Genomic DNA, 21,191 nt, shown 5'->3' with positions numbered 1-21,191 from the left:
TGCCGGACTGGCGATCAGTCCGGCGGGTTGCCGTCCCAGTCGATGATCCAGTCAATCTGGTCTTCCTCGAAGACGGTCTCTTCGCTCACCGTCTGGCCCATGATCGATTTGCCGACCTCATGGATGCGCTGGCGATCACCGCAGACAAGATGATGCCAGTCTTCCAGTCCGCGTCCCTCATGCACGCGGCGATAGGCACAGCTTTTCGGCATCCATCTCAGCTCTGACACCGATTTCGGCGTCAGGATCACGCAATCCGGCACCTTGGCCTTACGGTTCTCATAGTCTGCGCAGCGGCAGAGGTCGGCATCGAGCAGTTTGCAGTGCAGCCTCGTATAGGCGACGTCGCCGCTATCTTCGTCCTCGAGTTTGATGAGGCAGCATTTCGCGCAGCCATCGCAAAGCGACTCCCACTCCTGCGGGGTCATCTCTGTCAGGCTTTTGGTTTCCCAGAATGGCTTGCTCATACCTGACTTAATGGATCAGGCGAGCACATCCTTCCAGTCCGGATGCCTGTCGATCTGCGTTCGGGCGAAACCACAGACCGGCACGAGCTTGAAATTCTCTGCTCGGGCTTTCTCAACCAGCTTGCCGACCAGCTTCGTGCCGAGGCCGCGTCCGCCGAGCGCCGATGGCACACCGACAAAGTCGACGCGCATCACGTCATCGCCCTGCCAGCCATAGCGGATGACAAGTTCGTGGCCTTCGACATCCGTTGTCAGCTGCTTGCCATCATCTTGAAGTGTGAGGTCGCTCATCGAAGAACATCCTTCCATTCCGGGTGCTTCTCGAACTGCGCCTTGGCAAAGGGGCAGAGCGGCATGATTTTCAGCCCGCGCTCGCGCGCAAGGGCAATGCCCGCCTCAACCAGCTTCAGACCCACGCCCTGACCGCCGAGCGCTTCGGGCACGCCCGTATGATCAATGATCATGACCGTCGTGCCTGCCTTGGAGTAGGTCATCTCGGCCTTGTGGCCATCAATGGTCGTGTGGAAGACCCCGCCGCTATCGCTTTCTGAGTGCTTGATTTCAGGATCAGCCATCGAGCTTCAGACCTTCTGCTATGTCGAGCGTGTCCAGAACAGATGGGATCTGCTTGCGCAATTTGAAGAAACCTTTCCTGGCGTGCGGCCAGAAGCACTCATCCCAGTCACGCCGGATCTGGTGGATGTGAAACCCGTCTGCCCGAAGCTCAGACAGGAGCGGCGACAGCGCATCGAGCGTCCATCCGGCCGGGATGTAGGGGACAATAATGTGCCGGGTCTCAAGACTGCTCGCCCAGTCTTTCAGCGCGGATTGCTTGTCGCTGTCATCTGAGAGACTTTGGGTGGAAACGCCGAAATGACTGCCTGCCCTTGCAAGGCCATCTTCGAGGGCGCCTTTGGTGAAGGACATGGCCTTCTTCGAAACGTCTGCAGCGCACCTGCTCTCTGCACTATGCAAACCGGCAATCGCCTCGATGTCCAGATGCTCATTGAGCCATGTTTCGACGCTGAGATCATCCTCGGTGAGAAGAAGCGCAAATCGCTCGTCAGGCAGGCTGTCGCGGGCCGGAAGCTGTTGCGGTTGGGGGTTTTCTGGCCCCGGAACCTGACGGGCGCTCTGGGCGAGATTGCCCGGCGCGAACCTTCCATCGCTGCACGTCTCAATGGCTTCCTTCTTGGCGAGATAGGTCTTTCCCGGCGTGTGAAGCCCAGCGACCCAGCGCCAGGACAATGTGTTGGAGGCGGGGTCACCGTCGAGGAGGTGGCGGAGGAAAAAGTCTGCGCCGAGCGACCAGGGCAACTTCAGCGTGAAGAGCCAGATCGAGGCAAAGGACATGCGGGCGTGGTTGTGGAGATAGCCGGTTTCAGCGAGCTCTTTCGCCCAATGGTCAAAGCCTTCGATACCGGCGCGGCCTTCAATTGCAGCCTCATAATCGGCGCGTAGGCCCTTGTCCTTTTCGAGGGTATTAAATTGCGCATCACGGTCGGAAATATAGTCTGACCAGACCGACGGGTGATGCTCCAGCCAGCCTTTGAAATATGTCCGCCAACAGATTTCCTGAATGAATTTCGTGGCTTGTTCGCCGCCATGCACGGTGAGGGCCGCGGAGGCGACCTCTTCCTCGCTGACCAGCCGGTGACGAAGAAAGGGGGAAAGCTGGGAAACGTTCGGGCGGCCATCTTCACCCGGGTCAATATTGCGCCGGTGCGAATAGTGCGCCCCCATCAGGGGCGCAAATTCATTCAATCTTTCAAGGCCTGCGCGCCTTGCAGGGGTCTTATGGTGCGAAATCATTGTAGTGGATTTAGACGCCGCAAGGCCCCTGCCAAGCAGATTGAAGGCCTATTCAGCCTTCTTTTTCTCTTCTGATTTCAGGGCATCCTTGGCTTCGCCGACCATTTCCTGGCCTTTGCCTTCTACCTGTTGCGCCTTGCCTTCGGCTTCGAGCTTGCGGTTATTGGTGGCGACACCTGCGATTTCCTTTGCCTTGCCAGCGACTTTCTTGCCAAGGCCTTCAGCTTGATCTTTTCCCATGGAAGGTTTCTCCTTTTGCGTGTGTAGATCACTATAATAACAAGCGATCTGGCCCTGCCGTTCCCGGGGTGGAATATTAAATTCCCGTGCTAGATGAGCCGCAAATGAGCCGACTACCGCCCCGCCCTGAACTTGACTGGAAAGATGATGGCACGCCGCAGGATGTGCGGGTGGATGATATCTATTTCTCCCGCCAGAGCGGGCTGGAGGAAACACGTCTTGTTTTCCTGAAAGGGTGCGGCCTGCCAGAGCGCTGGGAAGGCAAGGACAGCTTCACCATTGGCGAGCTTGGCTTTGGAACAGGGCTCAATTTCCTTGGCACCTGGCAGCTCTGGCGTGAGACACGTCCCTCGGACAAAGCGTGGCTGCACTTTGTTTCCTTCGAAGGGTTTCCACTCGACCGGGAGGATGCCGCCCGCGCGCTTTCCGCATGGCCGGAGATCAGCGAGTTCTCAGACCAGCTGATCGAGCGATGGCCAGAGCGCGCGATAGGTGTCCAACGGATCGTCTGGCCGGTTGAGGGCGTCACACTGACGCTTCATACCGGGGACATCAGCGAGACTTTGCCCGCCTCCCGCTTTGCTGCCGATGCGTGGTTTCTTGATGGATTCTCCCCGGCAAAGAATCCGCAAATGTGGGATAAATCCCTCTGGCCGATGGTGCAGCAGCGGTGCACTGACGGTGTTTCTCTCAGTACATTCACGGTGGCTGGTTTCGTGCGGCGCGGCCTTGCCGAAGCTGGCTTCGATGTCGCCAAGGTCGAGGGCTTCGGGCGCAAGCGCGAGCGGCTGGAAGTGCGCCTCAACGAGGCGCCGCAGCCTGCACCGGATGTCTACGGCCTTCGCTCACCCGATGGTCGCCCAACGAAAGTCCGGATCATCGGGGCTGGTATAGCCGGGGCGTGTCTGGCGCGGACATTTCTTGATCGCGGCCTTGAGGTCGAAGTGATGGACGCTGCGAGAGGTCCGGCGCAGCAGGCGAGCGGCAACCCGCTGGCGCTGGTCATGCCGCGGCTTGATGCGGGCGATACGGTTCAGGCGCGGCTGCTGATCGACGCCTATCTTCGTGCGCGCCAGTTCTATGCGGGGCGGCCGGGCGTTACCGAGACCGATGTGCTTCAGCGCCCAAAGGATGAGCGCGAGGCAGAGCGGATTGCCAAAGTACTGGCTGACCCGCCGCTGGGGCTTGAGACCCTTGAGGCGGCAGCGAGCGGCCAGCTTCACAAGAAGGCGCTGATACTGGAGCCGGAAAAGCTGATCGCGCACCTGCTCGAAGGGGCCGAGACCAAGTTTGACGAGACGCTGGATCTCTCAGGCCTTAATCCAGACATACTGACCATTATCGCAGCCGGTCAGGGGGCGCAGGATCTATTGCCATGGCTGGCGCTGACCGGGCGTCTTGGGCAGGTGGAGTTTGCCGATGTCGCCGTTGATGCGCCGCCTTCGGCGATTGCCAGCGGCCACTATGCCCTCGCCTTGGGCCAGACCCGCCTATGGGGCGCAACGTTTGAAGCCTGGGACGGCACCGGGCCGGACGTATCTGCTGCGGCGCGGGAAACGAATATGGCAGCCCTCGAACAGCTGGACCCGTATTGGCGCCAGGCCGCCAAATCTGCAGAACTTCAGAGCCGCGCCGGGGTCCGCGCGACAACGCCAGACCGCCTGCCGCTGATCGGAGCGGTGCCCGATGAGGCAGCTGCGCGAGCAATTTTCGATGGGGTGAAACATGGTCAGGCCATCGAAGTGGACGCGCCGCTGGTCGGTGGCCTGTTCATGGCAGGTGGATTTGGATCGCGCGGATTTACCTGGGGCCCTTGGGCGGGCGAGATACTGGCCGGTCAGATCCTTCTCGAGCCCGCCCCGGCGACGAGGCCCGCCCTTGAGGCGGTGTCGCCGATGCGGCTCATTCTTCGCGCCCTGAAGCGCGGGGGCTGACGACCCCGCCTCAGGTAGCGGCGGCGAAGATCAGCTGCAGACCGCGCTCTGCCGAAGCTTCGAGCGTCAGCTGGACACCGCCAGCTTCGATGTGCAGTCCGCCGAGCATGCTGGCTGCGACGGCAGACGCCAGGATGAAGGTTGCACCGGCAAGTGCGAGCCATCCGCTGGTCTGGAGATTGCGAGTCATTTCAGGAGCCCCCTTGGCTTCAGTCGGTTGAGGTGCCGGCTCTATCCAGTGATACCGGTTTGGCAGGGAGAGGAGTTGAGCCGACATGTTCAGTTCTTTTCGAGGTTGCGGAATTCACGGCGCAGGCGCCATTCATCCGAGGTGACACTGGCTTCGAGGTTCTGGAGACGGTCCTCCAGGTCCATGAAGGTGTATTTGAGACCGGAATAGGTCGTTTTCGGACGGTCGGAGACACCGCGCCAGAAAGCCTCTTCTTCAGGGGCGAGATGCCCATAGGACTTTGGGGCTTTCGGCACGATCATCCACATGAGCAGATAGCCAAGAAGCATCAGCGGTCCGGCGAGGAAGAAGAAGGCCACCACGGTGACGAGACGGACCACGAGCGGGTCCCATCCGTAGCGTTCGCCGATACCACCACAGACGCCTGCCAGGATCCGCTCATTGCGCGAGCGGTAGAGGCGTTTTGGGTTTGGCGAGCGGAACATCTCGTCTTCGTAGCGCTGATGACGGTCGCGCCCGGAGCGTGGGTGACGGTCAGATTGGGTCATTAAAGTGGTTCCTTATTGGTCGTAGGAGGAGCGCGGCTGGCGGCTGACCGGCGCGGCATCTTCCGGATTATTGTCTACGAGCTTCTCGAGGGTCTCGATGCGGCGCTCCATTCGTTTTGCGGAGCGCCAGAGGTCTTCGAGCATGCGTTCGTCGTCTGGTTCGAGCGTCTTCTGTTTTCTCCAGAGCGTGACGTAGTGAAACACCATGGCTGGGAAGACGATAAAGAGTGAGACGATCGCAACGAGCGGGATCAGGAGATCCGAGTCCATGACTATCCTTTCTGGGCGTCAGCCCGGTCATCCATGGACTGGATGACGAGACCTGGCACGATGATGATGGAGAGGATAATGCCGAGTACGATAAGGGATGTCAGCATGACTTAGCCCTCGCTCTGGGTGGATTGCGTGGAAGACTGACCGCGCGACTTCTTCAGGGCTTCGAGCTCTTTCTCGACGGCTTCGTCACGCTCAAGCGCAGCAAATTCGTCTTCGAGGCTCGGCTCACGGCCCTGGATGGTGTCAGCGTAGGCTTCCATCTCGTCGACCTTGCGCTCGACGCTTGCATAGCGGGCCAGCGCGTCATCGACACGGCCATCATAGGTCTGCGAGCGCATGCGGATGCGTTGCTCGGCAGCCTCGCGGCGCATCATCAGTGCACGGTGCTTGGCCTTGGCTTCGTCAAGCTTTGCCTGAAGCTTGCCGAGGTCCGACTGGTGCTTCTCGAAAGCGTCTTCTGCGGCCTGCATGGCATGCTCACGGCGATCGATTTCACCGGCGGCTTTCTGCTTTGCGGTCAGTGCGCCGCGGGCAAGGTCTTCACGGCCCTTGTCGATGGCGACGCCGGCCTTCTTTTCCCAATCGTCGCGGACGTTGGTGTAGTAGGCGATCTCGCGTTCCATTTCCTTCTTGTCGGCCATGGCGCGGGCGGCCGCGGTGCGGACCTCAACCAGCGTGTCTTCCATTTCCTGGATGATCAGGCGTGCGATCTTTTCTGGGTTTTCGGCGCTGTCCAGCATCGCGTTAATGTTGGAGTTGATGATGTCGCCGAGGCGGGAAAAAAGTCCCATGATTTTTATCCTTTCGAATTCTCGTCGGTCTTCTGGGAGGAGACGAGGTGCTTTTTACGGGTGGCTAGAAGAACAGGCCGCCAAGGAAGACGCCTGCTGCAAAGAACATCCAGCACTCGGCTGGACGGCTTGCGAGCCAGCGGCCGAAGCGGCCACCTTCTTCGCGGCCTTGCCGGTAGCGGGTCTCGTAGGAGCGGTCGGTCATTCTTCTGGTCCTTTCGGTTTAGGCGACGCCCATCGCCTGACTTGCCATACTCATTTCAAGGACCGTGCCAGTTTTTTGCTAACCACCTAGCACGTTGTTTTTGCTGGATATAAAATTTTCAGACCACCAACTCGGCAGAATAAATTCGTCAATTACGCTAATTATTTTGGTTGTTTTGACTGACTATTTAGCTAAATTCACAGTATGATTGGCAATACACCCCAAATTATTGGCGAAGCCCCGGAGTGGCTTTCAGCGCTGGAGCATGTCTCACGGCTTGCGCCGCTGGACCGGCCTGCGCTCGTCATCGGGGAGCGCGGAACCGGTAAGGAGCTGATTGCCGAGCGGATGCACTTCCTGTCGAAGCGCTGGGACGGGCCGTATATCAAGGTGAATTGCGCCGCCCTGTCCGACGACCTTCTGGATTCAGAGCTGTTCGGACATGAGCGCGGCGCGTTCACCGGCGCGACGGAGCGGCGGACCGGGCGGTTCGAGCTTGCCAATGGCGGCACGATCTTTCTCGACGAGATCGCTACGGCGACCCAGCGGGTACAGGAGAAGCTGCTGCGTGTCATCGAGTATGGTGAGTTTCAGCGCCTCGGCGGGGAGAAAGTCCTGGAGACAAATGTCCGCGTCGTGGCGGCAACCAACATAGACCTGCCTTCCGCCGTCGAGGCGGGCAGATTCCGCGCAGACCTTCTGGACAGGCTGGCCTTCGATGTCGTGACGCTACCGCCATTGCGGGCGCGCAGGGGCGATGCCTCCCTATTGGCCGACTTCTTTGCGCGGCGCATGGCGCGCGAAATGCTGGAAGATTTTCCAGGCTTTGCCCCATCGGCCATCGAGGCGATTGAGGCGCATGACTGGCCGGGCAATGTGCGCGAGCTCAGAAACTTTGCCCAGCGCATTACAGCGCGCGCGCTGATCGTGCCCACCAATGAGCCTGTGCGCTTCGATCCTGAAGCGCTGGACCCGTTCGCGTCGCCCTTCAGGCCACCTTCGGTCTTGAAAGGAACATCAGACTCCCCACCTGCCGCCACTCAACCCACCCGCTCCAATCAAGTCGAGCTGCCGAAGCCGCAGCTTGGAGCCACTTTCGAAGTTCAGACAAAGGTTTTCGAAACAGCTCTCATAGATGCTGCACTTGCGGCCCATGATGGTCATCAGGGCAAGGCCGCAGAAACGCTGGGCCTGACCTACCACCAGTTTCGCGGGCTTTTGCGCAAACACGACTATGGAAAGAAACCGGGAAAGCCGGACACCGAGACAAGCGACTGAAACAGGAATAGATTCGCAAGCGCTGATCGACGCGATCTGCCTGCCAAGGAGACATGATGCAGGGTTCTACCGCAAAGACGCCGCAGACTGGTGCCGCCCCGGCCGCCAACCTGCCGGACGCCGTGGACTTTCTCGGCCTGACTTTCCAGCCGCGCTCAACCCGTCAGGCTGCGCGCACGATTGCCGCCAGCGCGCTGGGGTCTGAGAGCTTCTGGTATGTCGTGACGCCGAATGTTGACCATATGGTCCGCCTTCAGCGTGAAGAGGAGCTGCGCCATCTTTATGATGAGGCCGGCCTGATCCTGAACGATAGCCGCATTCTTGAACTGCTCGCTGGGTTTGAGAAGATCGACCTGCCCGCGTCGCCGGGTGCCGACATCGTGCAGACGCTGTTCGAGAAGGAACTGGACCCTGAAGAGCCTGTCGTGGTGATCGGCTGTACGGCGAGCGAGATTGCCGCGCTGAAGGCGCGCTTTGGACTCTCCGATGTGCGCTGGCACGACCCGCCAATGGGGCTTCGGCGCAAACCGGAGGCGGTGAAGGCCGCGGCCGAGTTCATGGCGCGCAACCCGGCGCGGTTTCACTTTCTCTGTGTCGGATCCCCGCAGCAGGAGATGGTCGCACTGGCAGCAAAGCAGCTTGGCACGGTGCAGGGCGTCGGGCTCTGCTGCGGCGCGAGCCTCGACTTTCTGACTGGGCGCACGACGCGGGCGCCCGAATGGATGCGCAATTTCAGGCTGGAATGGCTGCACAGGCTGACGAGTGAGCCGCAGCGCATGTTCAAACGCTATCTGATCGACGGGCCGAAGATTTTCGGCATGTGGCAGCGCGACAAAAAGCGGCGCAGGCAGGCAGCCTAGGCCGCATCCGCCTTACTGATCGGCGTCGTACTTGCCGCCCTTCAGGACAAAGCGGCGGTCGCAATAGCCACATTCGACCATGTCGTCGTCGCCCATTTCGTACCAGACGATCGGGTGTCCAAGCGGGCCATTTCCGCCGTCGCAGGCGACGCGGTGCTCATCGGTGACGATCGTCTCCGGGGCTTCCGGCAGGTTCTGAGTGGCCATAGTTGAGCTTCCCCAATGTCAGCATTGCCCGTCAGGCGGTACGGCGCATAGGTAGTCCGTCATGACAAGCGGCGTCAATTGGATGAGACACCGCACCGTTTACCGGGAGGCCGACCGATGAAACCGACACTCTATCACTGCCGCAATGCCCGCTCGTTCAGGCCGCTCTGGGCGCTGGAGGAAATGGGCATCGATTACGATCTCGTCGTCCTGCCCTTCCCGCCGCGTGTTCACTACAAGCCGTACATGGAGATCAACCCGCTCGGCACCATCCCGTTCTTTACTGACGGGAAGACGAAGATGACCGAATCGACCGGCATCTGCCACTACCTTGCCGAGACCCATGGGCCGACAGACCTTGCCGTCCGGCCCGATGAGGCGGGGTATGGCGAGTATCTCAACTGGATGTATTTCTCTGACGCGACGCTGACCTTCCCGCAGACGCTGGTGCTTCGCTATGAGATGCTGGAAAAGAAGTCCCGCCGTCAGCCGCAGGTCGCCGATGACTATCGGATGTGGTTTTCGGGCCGCCTGCGCATCGTCGACCAGAAGCTGGAGCATTCACGTTTCATGGTCGCCGACAGGTTCACCATGGCAGATATCGCCATCGGCTATGGCCTGCTGCTGGCCAGCGTCCTGCCGCCGCTGGAGCCGTGCCTGACCGCGACGTGCAAGGAATATCTCGGACGGATGAAGGAGCGCCCTGCATTCAAGCGGGCGCAGGAGCGACAAAAACAGGCGCTGGTGGTAGAGGTCGAGGGCGACAGTCCTATATAGACGCTTCGAGCAAACCACGGAGAGCAGATGTCCGCCCCTGATTATGCAATCGAGGTCGAGAACCTCGAGAAGGTCTACGCTGCCTCTGGTAAGATGCCGGAAAAGCGCGCGCTCCAGTCCATCAGCCTGAAAATCCCGCGCGGCAGCATCTTTGGCCTGCTTGGCCCGAACGGTGCGGGCAAGTCGACCTTTATCAACATCCTTGCTGGCCTCGTGACCAAGACATCCGGCACGGCCCGTATCTGGGACATGGATATCGACCAGCATCCGCGCGCAAGCCGCGCGGCGATCGGTGTCGTGAACCAGGAAATCACCATGGACCCCTTCTTCACGCCGGAAGAGGCGCTGGAGCTGCAGGCTGGTTTCTATGGCGTACCGAAGGGCCAGCGCCGGACGCTGGAAATCCTCGATGCGGTCGGCCTTGCTGACAAGCGCGACGCCTATGTCCGCCAGCTATCGGGCGGCATGAAGCGCCGCCTGATGATCGCGAAGGCGCTGGTGCATCAGCCGCCTGTTCTTATCCTTGATGAGCCGACGGCCGGTGTTGACGTGGAGCTTCGCCGCTCGCTCTGGCAATATGTCCGCCGTCTGCACGATGAGGGCACGACCATCATCCTGACGACGCACTATCTGGAAGAGGCTGAAGAGCTCTGTGACGAGATCGCCATCGTCAATCATGGTGAGATCATCGCCTGTGAGCCGACGCCGAAACTGTTGGCGCGCATGGACCAACGCATCCTGAAGATCCAGCCGCGCGAACCGCTCACTGATGTGCCAGACAGCCTGAAGCACCTCGATATCCGGCTCCTCAAGTCTGGCGAGCTTGAAATCGCATATCGCAACAGCGAGACCGGCATCGGCCGCCTGCTGGAACAGGTGCGTGAAGCAGGGATCAGCGTGGCGGACCTCTCCACCGATCAGCCGAAACTGGAAGACGTGTTCGTCGCCATGACGACCGAGGCTGCCTAGGCTCAATTACAGGACTATCTCCCGCGACGCCGTCCCTCCACTGAAAAGTGGGTTCTGTGGCGGCTGGGGATGAGCGCGCTCAACCGCCATTGGTCCCAGCTTTCGCTGGGAAAACGGCGTGCGGGCGCTCGATCTTGGGACGTTTTCTAACCGAGGCGCCGGACCATGAAGCCGGTGCGTGGGAAGTGCAGGTTCAGTGTTTCGGCCTGCTCATCATGGCGGTGGATGATGATGCGGTCGGCGGTGGCGATGACGATCTCGCCCTCGACCCAGTCGCGACCATAATCGTCGGCCGCGACAGCGACGCGCTCACCAGGCTCGAACTCCTGAAGCTCGCCTTCGGTCTTGGCGGCCTTGAGGCGCGGGGCGGCGTGAAGCGCGATCTCCAGCGCCTCTTCGCCCGTGATGTCTTCTGGCGTCTGACCCTCGATTTCCTTCATGCGCTGATACCAGTCTGCGGTACGCGGGAAGGATTTGAAGCACTGCGCCGCAAAATCAGGCAGGGCGCTCTCCATGAACCATGGATTCATATAAGCGTGCACATCGACGAGGCCGGGCTTGGTGCTGACCAGCCAGTTGCCGGCACCCGCGCCCTGTCCGCCCGTTAGGCGCTGTTCGAGCCAGGCCATCTGCGCGCGCCACTGATCCTTCATCATCGGCACGACAGCCTTCATGGCATCGGTATCGAATGGGCGGCCTGAAAGCTGCTCGCGGTCTTTCTTGAAGGCTTCCGGCACCTGATCGCCGATCGTGCCGAAGATGATGGCAACGCTGGTCTGGAACCACTTACCGTCAGCCCATGAGCCGACGACATTGGAAAGGCCCTCATGGCCCGGCAGGTCGAGCTGCGGGATCTCGAAGCGTTCCTCCAGCGCGCGGATAATCATCGCGCTGTCGAGGAAGATGTCCGCGCCAATCTGCATGACGGGCGTCTTGCGATAGCCCCCCGTCAGCGGCATCAGCAGCGGCTTTGGCATCATGTTGGGAATTTCGACCGACGCCCAGGCGAGGTTCTTCATTCGCAGCGCGAGCCGGACTTTCTCCGAGAAGGGAGAAGTCTGGTAATGGTGGAGAATAATCGTCTGCGCGCTGGCCATCTGCGTTCCTTTTCGCTGTCTGGCAGGCACCCTATCCCATCTGAGGGCTTGCCCGCCGCGTTCAAAGCGATTTCAAGCGGTAAAGAAAAAGAAGCAAAGCTCAAGAGGAAGTCCAGAAGATGCTCGATCCCGTCCTGATGCCACACCTCGCCGATATTCCGCGCGTGCAGTCCGAGAAACTCGCTGACAAGCCCGCGATCTGGTTCGAGGGGAAGACGACGACATTCGCCGGTCTCGAAAAGAATGCCAACAAGGTCGCCAATGGCCTGCTGGCGGCAGGCGTGAAGCCGGGCGACCGGGTCGCCTATCTCGCAAAGAATATGGGCTGTTATTACGAGCAGCTTTTCGGCTGTGCGAAGTCGCGCTCGACCATGACGGGCATCAATAACCGCCTCGCGCCGCCGGAGATGAAATTCATCCTCTCCGACAGCAAGTCGAAAGTCCTGTTCGTGGCCAAGGAATTCTATGAGGCCGCAGAGAAAATCGCGCCGGAATGCCCTGAGCTGAAGACGATCATCGCGATTGATGGCGGCCACAAGGACTGGCCATCCTATGACGACTGGATGGCGAGCCAGAGCGACAAGGCGCCGGAACTCAAGACCGAAGATGATGACGATGTCATCCAGCTCTACACCTCGGGCACCACGGGCCTGCCCAAGGGCGTCATGCTGACCAATGCGAACTATCGCGCCGTCTTCACCGAAGCGGCGAAGCTCGACTGGGCTGCCTATGATGAGGGCGATGTGGTGATGAACGCCATGCCGCTCTTCCACGTGGCGGGCTGCAATATCGGCGTTCTAGCCAGCGCGCAGGGGGCGATGACGCTCATCCTGCGTGAGATCGACCCTGCCGCCATCCTCGACCTCGTCGAGCAGCACAAGGTCAATCACGCCTTCTGGGTGCCGGCTGTCATCCTGATGCTATCGCAGATGCCGGGCGTCGATGAGCGGGATTTCTCGTCGCTGAAGACGATTTCCTATGGTGCATCGCCGATTGCCGAAGACCTGCTAAAGCGCGCCGTCGACCTGTTCGGTGCGAAATTCACCCAGCTTTACGGCCTGACCGAGACGGTTGGCCTTGGCACCTACCTGCCGCCAGAAGCGCACGACCCGAGCTGGGGCAAGCTGCGCTCCTGCGGTGTGCCTTATCCGACTGCCATCGTTCGCGTGGTCGACCCGGAAGACAATCCGGTCCCACAGGGCGAGGTTGGCGAGATTGTGATCGGCGCGGACTTCGTCATGAAGGGCTACTGGAACCGTGAGGAAGCCACAGAGGAGGCGCTTCGCGGGGGCCTCTTCCATACGGGCGATGCCGGCTATTTCGACAAGGATGGCTTCCTCTTCATCCACGACCGGATCAAGGACATGATCGTGTCGGGCGGCGAGAACGTCTATCCGGCCGAGGTCGAGAATGCGCTGTTCAGCCACCCGGACGTCGCCGACGTCGCCGTCATCGGCATTCCGAGCGAGAAATGGGGCGAAGCGGTCAAGGCGATCATCGTTCTGAAGGAAGGCGCGACCCCGGACAAGGACGCCATCATCGCGTTCACGAAAGAGAAGATCGCTGGCTACAAGTGCCCGAAATCGGTCGACTTCGTGAAGGTGCTGCCGCGCAACCCGTCCGGCAAGATCCTTCGCAAGGATCTGCGCGAGCCTTACTGGAAGGATACTGACCGCCGGGTTGGCTAAAGCGCAAACCTCAACGCGCTCGTCCTTCGACCCCTGCCTTCGCAGGGGCATGCTTCGCTCTGGGGCAGTCCGGTGTATGACTAGAACCGGACGTTCAGAACCGGACGTTCGAGACAGGAGACCACTCGATGGAAGACGAACCGCACGGTGTGCATGACTTTGTCTATGATCCGCGCAATGCGGATGTGCTGATCTCCGTCAATGGAGAGCTGAAGCACCGCGATGAAGCGACCGTCTCGGTATTCGACAGTGGCTACCTGCTGGGCGACGGGGTTTGGGAAGGCCTGCGGGTCAAGAATGGCGGTGTGGCCTTCCTCGATGAGCACCTGAAGCGGCTCTATGCGGGCGCAAAGACCATCGACATGGATATCGGGCTTTCGAAGGAGGAGCTCACCCAGCGCCTGTTCGACTGCCTGAAGGCGCAGGAGATGAGCGACGGTGTGCATATCCGGCTGATGGTGACGCGTGGCATCAAGAAGACGCCTTATCAGGGCCCGCGCTTTACCATTACGAAGCCGACCGTCGTCATCATACCGGAATACAAGGCGCCCGTGCCGGAAGTGATCGAGAAAGGGCTTTCGCTCTTTACCGTTCATGTGCGTCGCACTGGGCCTGCCGAGCAGGACCAGAAGCTCAACTCGCACTCAAAGCTCAATTGCATTCTCGCCTGCATCCAAGCCGACAAGGCGGGCGCGGATGAGGGGCTGATGCTGGATGCCAACGGGTTCGTCGCGACCTGTAACTCGACCCATTTCTTCATCGTGCGCGATGGCGAGGTCTGGACGTCGCCGCCCGATTACTGCCTTGGCGGAATCACGCGCGGGAATATCATCCACGTCTGCGAGGAAGCCGGGATTACGGTCCGTGAGAAACGCTTCTCGCTGTTTGACGTCTATTCGGCTGATGAAGCCTTTGTGACGGGCACGTTTGCAGGCGTGACGCCGGTGCGTGAAGTGGACGGGCGCACAATCGAGCATGTCGGCGGGCCAATGGCGAAGCGGATTACCGGGCTTTACCAGGATCTTGTCGCCCGCAGCCTGACACCAATCAAATGAACGAGCCTGTCCGCATCGCCATGTGGTCTGGCCCGCGTAATCTCTCGACCACGATGATGCGCAGCTTTGGCGCGCGGCCTGATACGGCCTGCGTCGATGAGCCGTTCTACGCGGCCTATCTTGTCTCTACCGGCACCGTGCACCCGATGCAGGCGGAGATCCTGGAGGCGCAGGCGCATGACGGCGCCGTTGTTGCGCGAGAGCTGAGCGAAGCGCCCGTGCCGAACGGAAAGCCCGTCTTCTACCAGAAGCATATGACGCACCATATGGCGCCCGCTCTGCCCCGCAGCTGGATGCACCGGGTGACCAATGCCTTCCTCATCCGAGACCCGGCACGTGTGCTCGCCTCCTATGCGCGCAAGATGGAGACGGTAAGCCTCGAAGCGATCGGGGTGCCGCAGCAGGCAGAGCTGTTCGACAGGGTGTGTCAGATCAGGGGCGAAGCGCCGCCTGTGGTCGATTCCGATGATATCCTTGAAGACCCAGCCGGGATGTTACGCGCCCTCTGCGCAGCGCTTGGCATCGAATACACCGATGCCATGCTGAGCTGGGAGGCGGGGCCAAAGCCGGAAGACGGGGTCTGGGCGCCGCACTGGTATGATGCGGTGTGGCAGTCGACAGGGTTTGGCGCGCCGCGAATGGAAAATCCGGTGCTGCCTGACGCGCTGCGCAAGCTGGCGGATGAGGCGCGGGAGAGCCATGAGGCGATCGCTGCCCACCGATTGAAGCCGAAATCCGCCTGAGGCTTCCTCACTTCCGCCTCCCCACCGCAAGGTGGGGTCCATGACGGCCGGGAGGTGATTTCTCAACCGCCATGGGTCCCAGCTTTCGCTGGGATGACGGAAAGAGGGGGTTGGGCAGCAGCTACTTCCAATACCCCGCCATCAGCGCCTTTGACCAGTCAGGTTCGAGGATTTCACCGCGGGGCAGGAAGCCTTCCATGACGGGTTTGATGTCGATGACCGGGGTGCCGTCGATCGCGTCGAGGCCTTCGAGATAGAGGTTTAGCCCGTCCACCTTCAGGACGCGGCAGACCGTGACGCCGATCCGGTTGGGACGGTTCTTGCCGCGCTGAGCGAAGATGCCGGTCAGTGGCCAATCCTTGTTGCCGCGCGGATGACGCGCGCCGCGCTCAATCTTCTCATCGGGCACGCGGTCGAAGAGGAAAATGATCTCCGCGTGAGAGAATGTGTCGAGACCGAAAAGTGCTTCGGGCGTGAACTGATCGGGGTCGAGTTCGATGTGCGCGGGGATGGCACCCCATCCGTCATCTATCGGTTCAGAGCGCTTGGACCTAACAATTCCGATAGGGTAGATACCTATATTACGTTGGGTCATCGGCGGGTTTCTCTTGGCAGGAATTTGCCTGTGTATAGACTGGTCGGGCTATACAAAAAACTGAATTTCAAGGGAGATACCCATGGCTGACGGACAGGCTTTGCCGCCATTTCGCCCCCTGCCGCAGAAAGAGCCGGACATCGAGATGGTCCGCAAGGATGACGGCACAATCTATCTGACGCCGCGCCAGACACCCGGCGACCGGCCGAAGACCATTCCGCACTGCCTGGATGAGCGCGCCGCAGAACATCCGGACCGCCCATGGCTGAAACAGCGCGACGCTGAGACCGATCAGTGGCGGACCGTCACCTATGGCGAAGGCAAGAAGAAGGTCGATGCGCTGGCGCAGGCTTTCCTCGACATGGGTGCTGGCCCGAAATCGCCGGTGATGATCCTGTCTGGCAACTCCATCGAGAGCGCGCTGGTGATCCTGGCAGCGATGAAGATTGGCGCCCCCGCCGCGCCGATTTCTGTGCCCTATTCCACCATGTCGACCGATTTCGGCAAGCTGAAGCATTGCTTTGAGGCGGTGCAGCCCAAGGCGATCTTTGTTCAGGATGTGGCGCCGTTCAAGAATGCGCTCGACGCGCTCGGCGAGCATGGCTGTACGATCTTCGCCAAAAATGGCGCGACGAATGAGATCCAGTCCTTCGACACGCTGGCAGAGACCAAGCCGACCCCGGCCGTCGATGAGGCCATGTCGAAGCTGAACGATGATAGCGTCGGCAAATACCTCTTCACCTCCGGCTCCACCGGTATGCCAAAGCCTGTGCCACAGACGCAGGGCGCGATGTGTTCGATGATCGCCGGCGTCGATGGCCTGCGCGATGACGAGAAGGACCCGGACTATGATCCGGACGAGGTCCACAACGTCCTCGACTGGCTGCCGTGGAACCACATTTCTGGCTCGAATGTGAACTTCAACGGTGCGCTGTTCAACGGCTCAACCTTCTGGATCGATGGCGGCAAGCCGACCCCGGACCTGTTCGGTGAAACGATCCGCAACATCCGCGAAGTCAGCCCGTCTTCCTTCGGCACCGCGCCGATCGCGCTCTCCATGCTGGCCGATGCGATGGAGCAGGACGATGACCTGCTCGAGGCTTTCTTCAAGAACATGCGCTCTGTCGGCTATGGCGGCGCGACGCTGTCGGATGACCTTTATGACCGGCTGCAAAAACTCGCCATCAAGGCGACCGGCAAGCGTATCCCGATCATCACCATGTATGGCGCGACCGAGACGCAGGGCATTACCGTGGTGCACTGGGTGGTGGAGCGCGTAGGCCTGATCGGGCTGCCGCTGCCGGGCTCTACCCTCAAGCTGGTGCCAAATGGCGCAAAACTGGAAGTTCGCGTGAAGGGCCCCAGCGTGATGCCGGGCTATCTCGACATGCCGGACAAGAACGCCGAAGTGTTCGACGAAGAAGGCTATTACAAGCTCGGCGACGCCGCCATCATGGTGGACGAGAATGACCCCAACAAAGGTATCATTTTTGACGGCCGCGTTGGTGAGGACTTCAAGCTGTCGACCGGTACATGGGTGTCGGTCGGCACGCTGCGACCCGACCTTGTCGCGGCCTGTTCGCCGCTGGTCTTTGACGCGGTCATTGCCGGTCAGGACAAGGACTTTGCAGCTGCGATGTTCTGGCCTGCGCAAGCGACCTTCATGTCATACGTGAAGAAGGCAGAAGGCGACGCGCCGAAAGCGCTCGCGCAGCTGACCGCCGACCTCACAGAAAAAGTGAAGGCGTTCAATGCGGGCGAAAAAGGCTCTTCACGCAAGATCCGCCGTTTCACCGTCATGACCGAGCCGCCATCCATCGATGCGGGCGAAATCACCGACAAGGGCTATGTAAACCAGCGCTGCGTCATCGACCGGCGCGACGATCTGGTGCGCGGCCTCTTCAGTGAACCGCCAGCACCCGGCGTCATCACAGCCTGAGTGTGAGCGGCGAACCAGACAGACCGGATGGGGGGAAGGGCAAGGCGGCGTCTGGCGGCACCTGGATTGTGGCCGCCGCCTTCGTACTTGCCCTCGCCGTCACCGGTCTCCTGTTCGCCTGGCCCTCTCTCACCGGCGGGCAGATCAGCGATGAAGTCGCCAGCGACGGGAAAGCTGACGCCGAGGCCGCGCTTGCCGAGCTTGGCGAAGACCCGCTGACGCGCACCTATTTCCGAAAGCTCGACAGCGCGTTTCCGGCAGAGGCCCGGCAGTTGCGCGAGACATTGCTGGTCGCCCTTGAGCGGGGCGTGCCTGAGGGAGAGATCGGCGTGCTGCTCCTGCAGGCCGGTAGCGAGCCGATCATGCAGAGCCTGCAGCGGCTGTCCAAGGCCGACATACGCTATGCAAATGAGGTCATGGAGCTGACGCGCTCGCGTCTGGAAAGCCTGTCAGAGTCCGGCGCGCCCTATTGTATGGGCACCGACCTTGTCGCCTATGCAGAGCTCGCCGAGCAGGATGCCTACCTGCTGCTGCAGTCCTATCTCGCACCCGGTGAGCCGCTTTACGATTATTCGCTGGAGACGCTGACCATCCTGCTCGATGCGGTGATCGATGCGAGGATACGGCCACAGAACAGAGGCTATCCATCGCGCGCCGATATGAGCGCCCTCCAGACGCTCGGCACCGGTGCCTTGTTCGATAGCGACCTTACCCTACTGCTGACCACCGAAGGCAAGAGCCGGCGGGAGATGGATGCGGCGCTTGAGACCGTAAACTTCTGCGATCTTGGCGTTCGCATGATCCAGCGCGTCGAGAACCTGCCCGAGATGACCAAGGCGCGTCTGTGGACGACCGGGCTCGACTATCTGGACCGCTATGGCATCCGGCGGATCATCTGGATGATGTCAGCCTATTAGGCCCGCCCACAAAAAACCCGGGGCCTTGCGCGAAAATATGCTTCAAAAAAGGTGAGTGAAGCGTCATTTTAGGGTGATGGCTCTCGACGAAACCCTGCGAACCTTTCTGGACCGCTTCAAGCTCCCTGACTTTTCCAAGCTGGATTTCGTCCAGTCGGCCGACAGGCTGAGGAGTAGCTTTTACCGGGCGAGCCGGTCGGTTGAGCGCGATGCGCCGGAGCTTGCCGATATCTCGACGCTGGCCGTCGATGGTGCGGACGGCCCTCTCAAGGCGCGGCTCTATACGCCGCTTGGCGCCGGGATCGGCCCCGGGCCGGGCATCGTCTTCTTTCATGGTGGCGGGTTTGTGCTGGGCGACCTAGACAGCCATGACATGATCTGCCGCCGGCTTGCGGCCGGGTCGCGCTGCCGCGTCCTGTCCGTTCACTACCGGCTGGCGCCGGAACATCCATTTCCGGCCGCCCACGAAGACGCCATGGCGGTCTGGAAATGGACCACCGCGCGCACCGAGTTCCTGAAAATGGATCCTGAACGGCTCTGCGTGGCAGGAGACAGTGCTGGGGGCAACCTTGCCGCCTATCTCTGCCAGGAGCTGAACCGTCAGGGCGAACCTTCACCGTCTTTCCAGCTTTTGCTGTACCCGCTCGTCCAGTTTGCCGACATCAGCACCAAAAAGCTGACCTTCCAGGAAGGCTTCTTCCTGTCCGAGCGCCTCTTCGACTATTTCCGCGATGCCTACATCCAGGCAGAAAGCGACCGGATGGACAGGAAAGTGTCTCCGCTATTTGCGCCGGACGACGATTTCTACGGTCTGCCACCCGCGCATGTCGTCCTTTGCGGGTGGGACCCACTTAAGGATGAAGGACGCGCCTATGCCAGCAAGCTGGCCGCGCATGGCGTCCCCGTTACGATCCGTGAGCATCCGGGCATGGTTCACGGCTTCATGAATCTTACCGCCGTTTCGATGCCGGCACGCGACGCGATCCACGAAGCCGGCGAAACGGTCGGCCGGGCGCTCGGCGCGATCTAGACCAAAGCGCTCGCTTTTTGTGTCGATTCACAGTATTCGCCTCCTCCACATGAAAACCCTACGGCCCCTCCTGTCCCGGCCATTGGCCGCGCTGCTACTGGCCATTTCTGCCAGTATTTCCCTGCTTTCGGCATGTGACCGGCAACAGGAACGCCTCGACCGCGTTCAGGACATTGCTGAAGGCGTCAGCGAGCAGGTGAGCGAGCTTGAGGCTGACGAAAATGAGGAGAGTACCGAAGATGGCAACGACAACTGAGCGTCCAGCAAGACGTCATCGCGGCGGTCAGATTGGGCTCTTCGTCCTCCTTTCCATGGTTGCGGCCACCAGCGCACTCGCGCTCGTGCAAACGCTGGGTCTTTAAGGCGCGGACGAAACTGTTGATCGTTTCGCAGGCGTAATAAACGCACAATACACCGTGGGCGGATCAAGATTTATGTGTTAACAAAATCTTAATCGAAGAAGCTGCGGCGCTTGATCAAGACGTGTCGCCAGCGCGCCACGACCGGATCATCGACCGCATGAACAATGTCGAAAAGCTTCCAGTAAAGACCCGCGAGGACGGGCCTGCTGTGACGCTGATCGGGACTGACCTGCCGGACTCCTATCTTGATGAAGCTGAGCCGTCGCCCTTGATGCGCACGGCTGAATGGTGGTGGGCCAGAGGCGTAAAGACGCTTAAAGTCTTCGGTATTCTTGCCATTGTGGCGTTTTATCCGGCGCTCGTGGCCGGATCACATGACATCAAGGATGAACCCGTCGTCCTGTCAGCCGAGCGACCCTGGACCTCTCCGGAAACGGGTATCATCATCACCATGATCGGCCGAGAGATCGAAGGTCCGGGCTGGGCCAATGACCGGCCGGGCTGGCATCCGCAGGCACGCCTGACCGGCCTTCCAGCCTGGCAGGAAGCGCTCTCATCCTCGATGAGTGAGTATACGCGGCTGATGTCGATGCAGGCCAAAACGCCTCGCGGCAGTGCAGACCCTGATCTTTCAGCTGCGGCCCGGCTGCTCGCGATTGATCCGCAACTGGAACAGACACCGCGCCTTGCCGCCGCCGCCGAGGCGCTGGCCCGATATGAGGGCCGTCTGGAGCGCGACCTCGCCGCCGAAGCTGCAGGGTTCGAAAGCCTTCTGGACAAGCTCGGCCTTCTGGCGAGTTGGTCTGACATCTCCGTCGCCGAGCTTGGAGAACAGTCAAACCTTCGCGATGGATGGCCTGCTTCGAAGAGCGATATACGCGCGTTCTATGCTGCACGCGCCCGCGCGCAGCTTGCAAGCCAGCTGATCACCGCCAGCCTCAATGCTGAACCGGACAGTCTGGTCAGCGAGGCCGTTCAATCGCGGATTGACCGGCTTTCAGCGGCATGGCGAAAGGCAGCGACGCTGGACCCGCTTTTTGTGTCGAACCAGTCAGGCGACGCACGTCTCATGGCCGACCATCTGGCCATGATGGCCTTCTATATCGGTGAGGCTGGCCGGGCGACGCGTGATCTCGGCGGCGCCATCATCATTGACGCAGAAGACCGGGCGGAGGCTGCCCTGGCAGGGGCGTCGGGCACGCAATAGCCTG

Annotated in this window: 26 protein-coding genes; 13 read left to right on the top strand and 13 right to left on the bottom strand. The window is 60.7% G+C overall.

The annotated features are described in order from the left end of the window. Positions 1-14: 14 nt before the first annotated feature. Genes KUV46_07400 through KUV46_07380 form a run of 5 tightly spaced genes read right to left on the bottom strand, consistent with a single transcriptional unit; the run spans position 15 to position 2,519 of the window. Positions 15-467: a YcgN family cysteine cluster protein gene (locus KUV46_07400; GenBank protein ID QYJ02205.1), complete on the bottom strand. Its 453-nt coding sequence runs from the start codon at positions 465-467 to the stop codon at positions 15-17. Between the two features lie 15 nt (positions 468-482). Further along, positions 483-758, bottom strand: coding sequence for an N-acetyltransferase (locus KUV46_07395; GenBank protein ID QYJ02204.1), 276 nt, complete (start codon positions 756-758; stop codon positions 483-485). Next, the gene (locus tag KUV46_07390) at positions 755-1,042 is read right to left on the bottom strand and encodes an N-acetyltransferase (protein QYJ02203.1); all 288 of its coding nucleotides are present in this window, start codon (positions 1,040-1,042) and stop codon (positions 755-757) included. The genes KUV46_07395 and KUV46_07390 overlap by 4 nt, the downstream gene beginning before the upstream one ends. Beyond that, on the bottom strand, positions 1,035-2,279 hold the full coding sequence (locus KUV46_07385; protein QYJ02202.1) for a hypothetical protein: 1,245 nt from the start codon (positions 2,277-2,279) through the stop codon (positions 1,035-1,037). The genes KUV46_07390 and KUV46_07385 overlap by 8 nt, the downstream gene beginning before the upstream one ends. 48 nt (positions 2,280-2,327) lie before the next feature. Continuing rightward, entirely contained in the window at positions 2,328-2,519 is a 192-nt protein-coding gene (locus KUV46_07380) for a CsbD family protein (GenBank protein QYJ02201.1), read from the bottom strand. 104 nt (positions 2,520-2,623) lie between these two features. On the opposite strand from KUV46_07380, the gene mnmD reads away from it, so the two are divergent. Continuing rightward, positions 2,624-4,453: a tRNA (5-methylaminomethyl-2-thiouridine)(34)-methyltransferase MnmD gene (gene mnmD, locus KUV46_07375; protein ID QYJ02200.1), complete on the top strand. Its 1,830-nt coding sequence runs from the start codon at positions 2,624-2,626 to the stop codon at positions 4,451-4,453. 10 nt (positions 4,454-4,463) lie between these two features. On the opposite strand, the gene KUV46_07370 is transcribed toward mnmD, so the two are convergent. From KUV46_07370 to KUV46_07350, 5 genes are all read right to left on the bottom strand, one after another. Next, positions 4,464-4,730, bottom strand: a complete 267-nt coding sequence (locus KUV46_07370; GenBank protein QYJ02199.1) for a hypothetical protein — start codon at positions 4,728-4,730, stop codon at positions 4,464-4,466. A 2-nt stretch (positions 4,731-4,732) separates the two neighbouring features. Further along, a complete protein-coding gene (gene pspC / locus KUV46_07365; protein QYJ02198.1) occupies positions 4,733-5,191 on the bottom strand; it encodes an envelope stress response membrane protein PspC in 459 nt (152 codons plus the stop codon). A gap of 12 nt (positions 5,192-5,203) precedes the next feature. Next, a complete protein-coding gene (gene pspB / locus KUV46_07360; GenBank protein QYJ02197.1) occupies positions 5,204-5,461 on the bottom strand; it encodes an envelope stress response membrane protein PspB in 258 nt (85 codons plus the stop codon). A gap of 110 nt (positions 5,462-5,571) precedes the next feature. Continuing rightward, positions 5,572-6,258, bottom strand: a complete 687-nt coding sequence (pspA, locus tag KUV46_07355) for a phage shock protein PspA (protein ID QYJ02196.1) — start codon at positions 6,256-6,258, stop codon at positions 5,572-5,574. 64 nt (positions 6,259-6,322) lie between these two features. Continuing rightward, positions 6,323-6,463 carry a hypothetical protein gene (locus KUV46_07350; protein QYJ02195.1) on the bottom strand — a complete coding sequence of 47 codons (141 nt, stop codon included), beginning with the start codon at positions 6,461-6,463 and terminating at the stop codon, positions 6,323-6,325. A gap of 204 nt (positions 6,464-6,667) precedes the next feature. Between KUV46_07350 and pspF the strand changes: the two genes are divergently transcribed. Next, complete coding sequence (pspF, locus tag KUV46_07345; protein QYJ02194.1) at positions 6,668-7,741, top strand: phage shock protein operon transcriptional activator; 1,074 nt, start codon at positions 6,668-6,670, stop codon at positions 7,739-7,741. 53 nt (positions 7,742-7,794) lie between these two features. After that, positions 7,795-8,601, top strand: coding sequence for a WecB/TagA/CpsF family glycosyltransferase (locus KUV46_07340; protein QYJ02193.1), 807 nt, complete (start codon positions 7,795-7,797; stop codon positions 8,599-8,601). A 12-nt stretch (positions 8,602-8,613) separates the two neighbouring features. Here the strand turns inward: KUV46_07340 and KUV46_07335 are convergent, their stop codons facing one another. Continuing rightward, on the bottom strand, positions 8,614-8,808 hold the full coding sequence (locus tag KUV46_07335) for a zinc-finger domain-containing protein (GenBank protein QYJ02192.1): 195 nt from the start codon (positions 8,806-8,808) through the stop codon (positions 8,614-8,616). A 117-nt stretch (positions 8,809-8,925) separates the two neighbouring features. Between KUV46_07335 and KUV46_07330 the strand changes: the two genes are divergently transcribed. Both KUV46_07330 and KUV46_07325 read left to right on the top strand, forming a co-directional pair. Then, positions 8,926-9,585, top strand: coding sequence for a glutathione S-transferase family protein (locus KUV46_07330; protein QYJ02191.1), 660 nt, complete (start codon positions 8,926-8,928; stop codon positions 9,583-9,585). A gap of 27 nt (positions 9,586-9,612) precedes the next feature. Next, on the top strand, positions 9,613-10,554 hold the full coding sequence (locus KUV46_07325; protein ID QYJ02190.1) for an ABC transporter ATP-binding protein: 942 nt from the start codon (positions 9,613-9,615) through the stop codon (positions 10,552-10,554). Between the two features lie 146 nt (positions 10,555-10,700). Here the strand turns inward: KUV46_07325 and KUV46_07320 are convergent, their stop codons facing one another. Continuing rightward, on the bottom strand, positions 10,701-11,651 hold the full coding sequence (locus KUV46_07320; protein QYJ02189.1) for a glutathione S-transferase: 951 nt from the start codon (positions 11,649-11,651) through the stop codon (positions 10,701-10,703). Positions 11,652-11,770: 119 nt separating this feature from the next. Between KUV46_07320 and KUV46_07315 the strand changes: the two genes are divergently transcribed. The 3 genes from KUV46_07315 to KUV46_07305 all read left to right on the top strand — a co-directional run bounded on the left by KUV46_07315 (position 11,771) and on the right by KUV46_07305 (position 15,137). Beyond that, entirely contained in the window at positions 11,771-13,339 is a 1,569-nt protein-coding gene (locus tag KUV46_07315) for a long-chain-fatty-acid--CoA ligase (protein QYJ02188.1), read from the top strand. A gap of 128 nt (positions 13,340-13,467) precedes the next feature. Then, on the top strand, positions 13,468-14,394 hold the full coding sequence (locus KUV46_07310; GenBank protein QYJ02187.1) for an aminotransferase class IV: 927 nt from the start codon (positions 13,468-13,470) through the stop codon (positions 14,392-14,394). 20 nt (positions 14,395-14,414) lie between these two features. Further along, on the top strand, positions 14,415-15,137 hold the full coding sequence (locus KUV46_07305; GenBank protein ID QYJ02374.1) for a sulfotransferase: 723 nt from the start codon (positions 14,415-14,417) through the stop codon (positions 15,135-15,137). A gap of 121 nt (positions 15,138-15,258) precedes the next feature. Here KUV46_07305 and KUV46_07300 read toward each other — a convergent pair whose 3' ends face one another. After that, positions 15,259-15,732 carry an SAM-dependent methyltransferase gene (locus KUV46_07300; protein QYJ02186.1) on the bottom strand — a complete coding sequence of 158 codons (474 nt, stop codon included), beginning with the start codon at positions 15,730-15,732 and terminating at the stop codon, positions 15,259-15,261. Positions 15,733-15,814: 82 nt separating this feature from the next. Between KUV46_07300 and KUV46_07295 the strand changes: the two genes are divergently transcribed. From KUV46_07295 to KUV46_07275, 5 genes are all read left to right on the top strand, one after another. Then, on the top strand, positions 15,815-17,671 hold the full coding sequence (locus tag KUV46_07295) for an AMP-binding protein (protein QYJ02185.1): 1,857 nt from the start codon (positions 15,815-15,817) through the stop codon (positions 17,669-17,671). Positions 17,672-17,673: 2 nt separating this feature from the next. After that, positions 17,674-18,588, top strand: a complete 915-nt coding sequence (locus KUV46_07290; protein QYJ02184.1) for a hypothetical protein — start codon at positions 17,674-17,676, stop codon at positions 18,586-18,588. A 73-nt stretch (positions 18,589-18,661) separates the two neighbouring features. Continuing rightward, positions 18,662-19,618, top strand: coding sequence for an alpha/beta hydrolase (locus tag KUV46_07285; protein QYJ02183.1), 957 nt, complete (start codon positions 18,662-18,664; stop codon positions 19,616-19,618). A 49-nt stretch (positions 19,619-19,667) separates the two neighbouring features. Further along, entirely contained in the window at positions 19,668-19,874 is a 207-nt protein-coding gene (locus KUV46_07280) for a hypothetical protein (GenBank protein QYJ02182.1), read from the top strand. A 227-nt stretch (positions 19,875-20,101) separates the two neighbouring features. Further along, a complete protein-coding gene (locus KUV46_07275; protein QYJ02181.1) occupies positions 20,102-21,187 on the top strand; it encodes a hypothetical protein in 1,086 nt (361 codons plus the stop codon). Positions 21,188-21,191: the final 4 nt, after the last annotated feature.

This window comes from Thalassovita mediterranea (assembly GCA_019448215.1).
Taxonomy (GTDB): Bacteria; Pseudomonadota; Alphaproteobacteria; order Caulobacterales; family Hyphomonadaceae; genus Henriciella.
The sequence above is the reverse complement of the archived record's forward strand: the minus strand, read 5'-3'. Positions and strand labels throughout refer to the sequence as shown.

Bases quoted from the DNA above. Each gene is read 5' to 3' on its own strand.
- KUV46_07385 (QYJ02202.1), bottom strand. From the start codon at position 2,279: ATGATTTCGCACCATAAGACCCCTGCAAGGCGCGCAGGCCTTGAAAGA.
- KUV46_07280 (QYJ02182.1), top strand. From the start codon at position 19,668: ATGAAAACCCTACGGCCCCTCCTGTCCCGGCCATTGGCCGCGCTGCTA.
- pspB (QYJ02197.1), bottom strand. From the start codon at position 5,461: ATGGACTCGGATCTCCTGATCCCGCTCGTTGCGATCGTCTCACTCTTT.
- KUV46_07300 (QYJ02186.1), bottom strand. From the start codon at position 15,732: ATGACCCAACGTAATATAGGTATCTACCCTATCGGAATTGTTAGGTCC.
- pspA (QYJ02196.1), bottom strand. From the start codon at position 6,258: ATGGGACTTTTTTCCCGCCTCGGCGACATCATCAACTCCAACATTAAC.
- KUV46_07305 (QYJ02374.1), top strand. From the start codon at position 14,415: ATGTGGTCTGGCCCGCGTAATCTCTCGACCACGATGATGCGCAGCTTT.
- pspF (QYJ02194.1), top strand. From the start codon at position 6,668: ATGATTGGCAATACACCCCAAATTATTGGCGAAGCCCCGGAGTGGCTT.
- KUV46_07390 (QYJ02203.1), bottom strand. From the start codon at position 1,042: ATGGCTGATCCTGAAATCAAGCACTCAGAAAGCGATAGCGGCGGGGTC.
- KUV46_07340 (QYJ02193.1), top strand. From the start codon at position 7,795: ATGATGCAGGGTTCTACCGCAAAGACGCCGCAGACTGGTGCCGCCCCG.
- KUV46_07370 (QYJ02199.1), bottom strand. From the start codon at position 4,730: ATGTCGGCTCAACTCCTCTCCCTGCCAAACCGGTATCACTGGATAGAG.
- KUV46_07315 (QYJ02188.1), top strand. From the start codon at position 11,771: ATGCTCGATCCCGTCCTGATGCCACACCTCGCCGATATTCCGCGCGTG.
- mnmD (QYJ02200.1), top strand. From the start codon at position 2,624: ATGAGCCGACTACCGCCCCGCCCTGAACTTGACTGGAAAGATGATGGC.
- KUV46_07335 (QYJ02192.1), bottom strand. From the start codon at position 8,808: ATGGCCACTCAGAACCTGCCGGAAGCCCCGGAGACGATCGTCACCGAT.
- KUV46_07310 (QYJ02187.1), top strand. From the start codon at position 13,468: ATGGAAGACGAACCGCACGGTGTGCATGACTTTGTCTATGATCCGCGC.
- KUV46_07350 (QYJ02195.1), bottom strand. From the start codon at position 6,463: ATGACCGACCGCTCCTACGAGACCCGCTACCGGCAAGGCCGCGAAGAA.
- KUV46_07295 (QYJ02185.1), top strand. From the start codon at position 15,815: ATGGCTGACGGACAGGCTTTGCCGCCATTTCGCCCCCTGCCGCAGAAA.
- KUV46_07380 (QYJ02201.1), bottom strand. From the start codon at position 2,519: ATGGGAAAAGATCAAGCTGAAGGCCTTGGCAAGAAAGTCGCTGGCAAG.
- KUV46_07330 (QYJ02191.1), top strand. From the start codon at position 8,926: ATGAAACCGACACTCTATCACTGCCGCAATGCCCGCTCGTTCAGGCCG.
- pspC (QYJ02198.1), bottom strand. From the start codon at position 5,191: ATGACCCAATCTGACCGTCACCCACGCTCCGGGCGCGACCGTCATCAG.
- KUV46_07395 (QYJ02204.1), bottom strand. From the start codon at position 758: ATGAGCGACCTCACACTTCAAGATGATGGCAAGCAGCTGACAACGGAT.
- KUV46_07320 (QYJ02189.1), bottom strand. From the start codon at position 11,651: ATGGCCAGCGCGCAGACGATTATTCTCCACCATTACCAGACTTCTCCC.
- KUV46_07400 (QYJ02205.1), bottom strand. From the start codon at position 467: ATGAGCAAGCCATTCTGGGAAACCAAAAGCCTGACAGAGATGACCCCG.
- KUV46_07325 (QYJ02190.1), top strand. From the start codon at position 9,613: ATGTCCGCCCCTGATTATGCAATCGAGGTCGAGAACCTCGAGAAGGTC.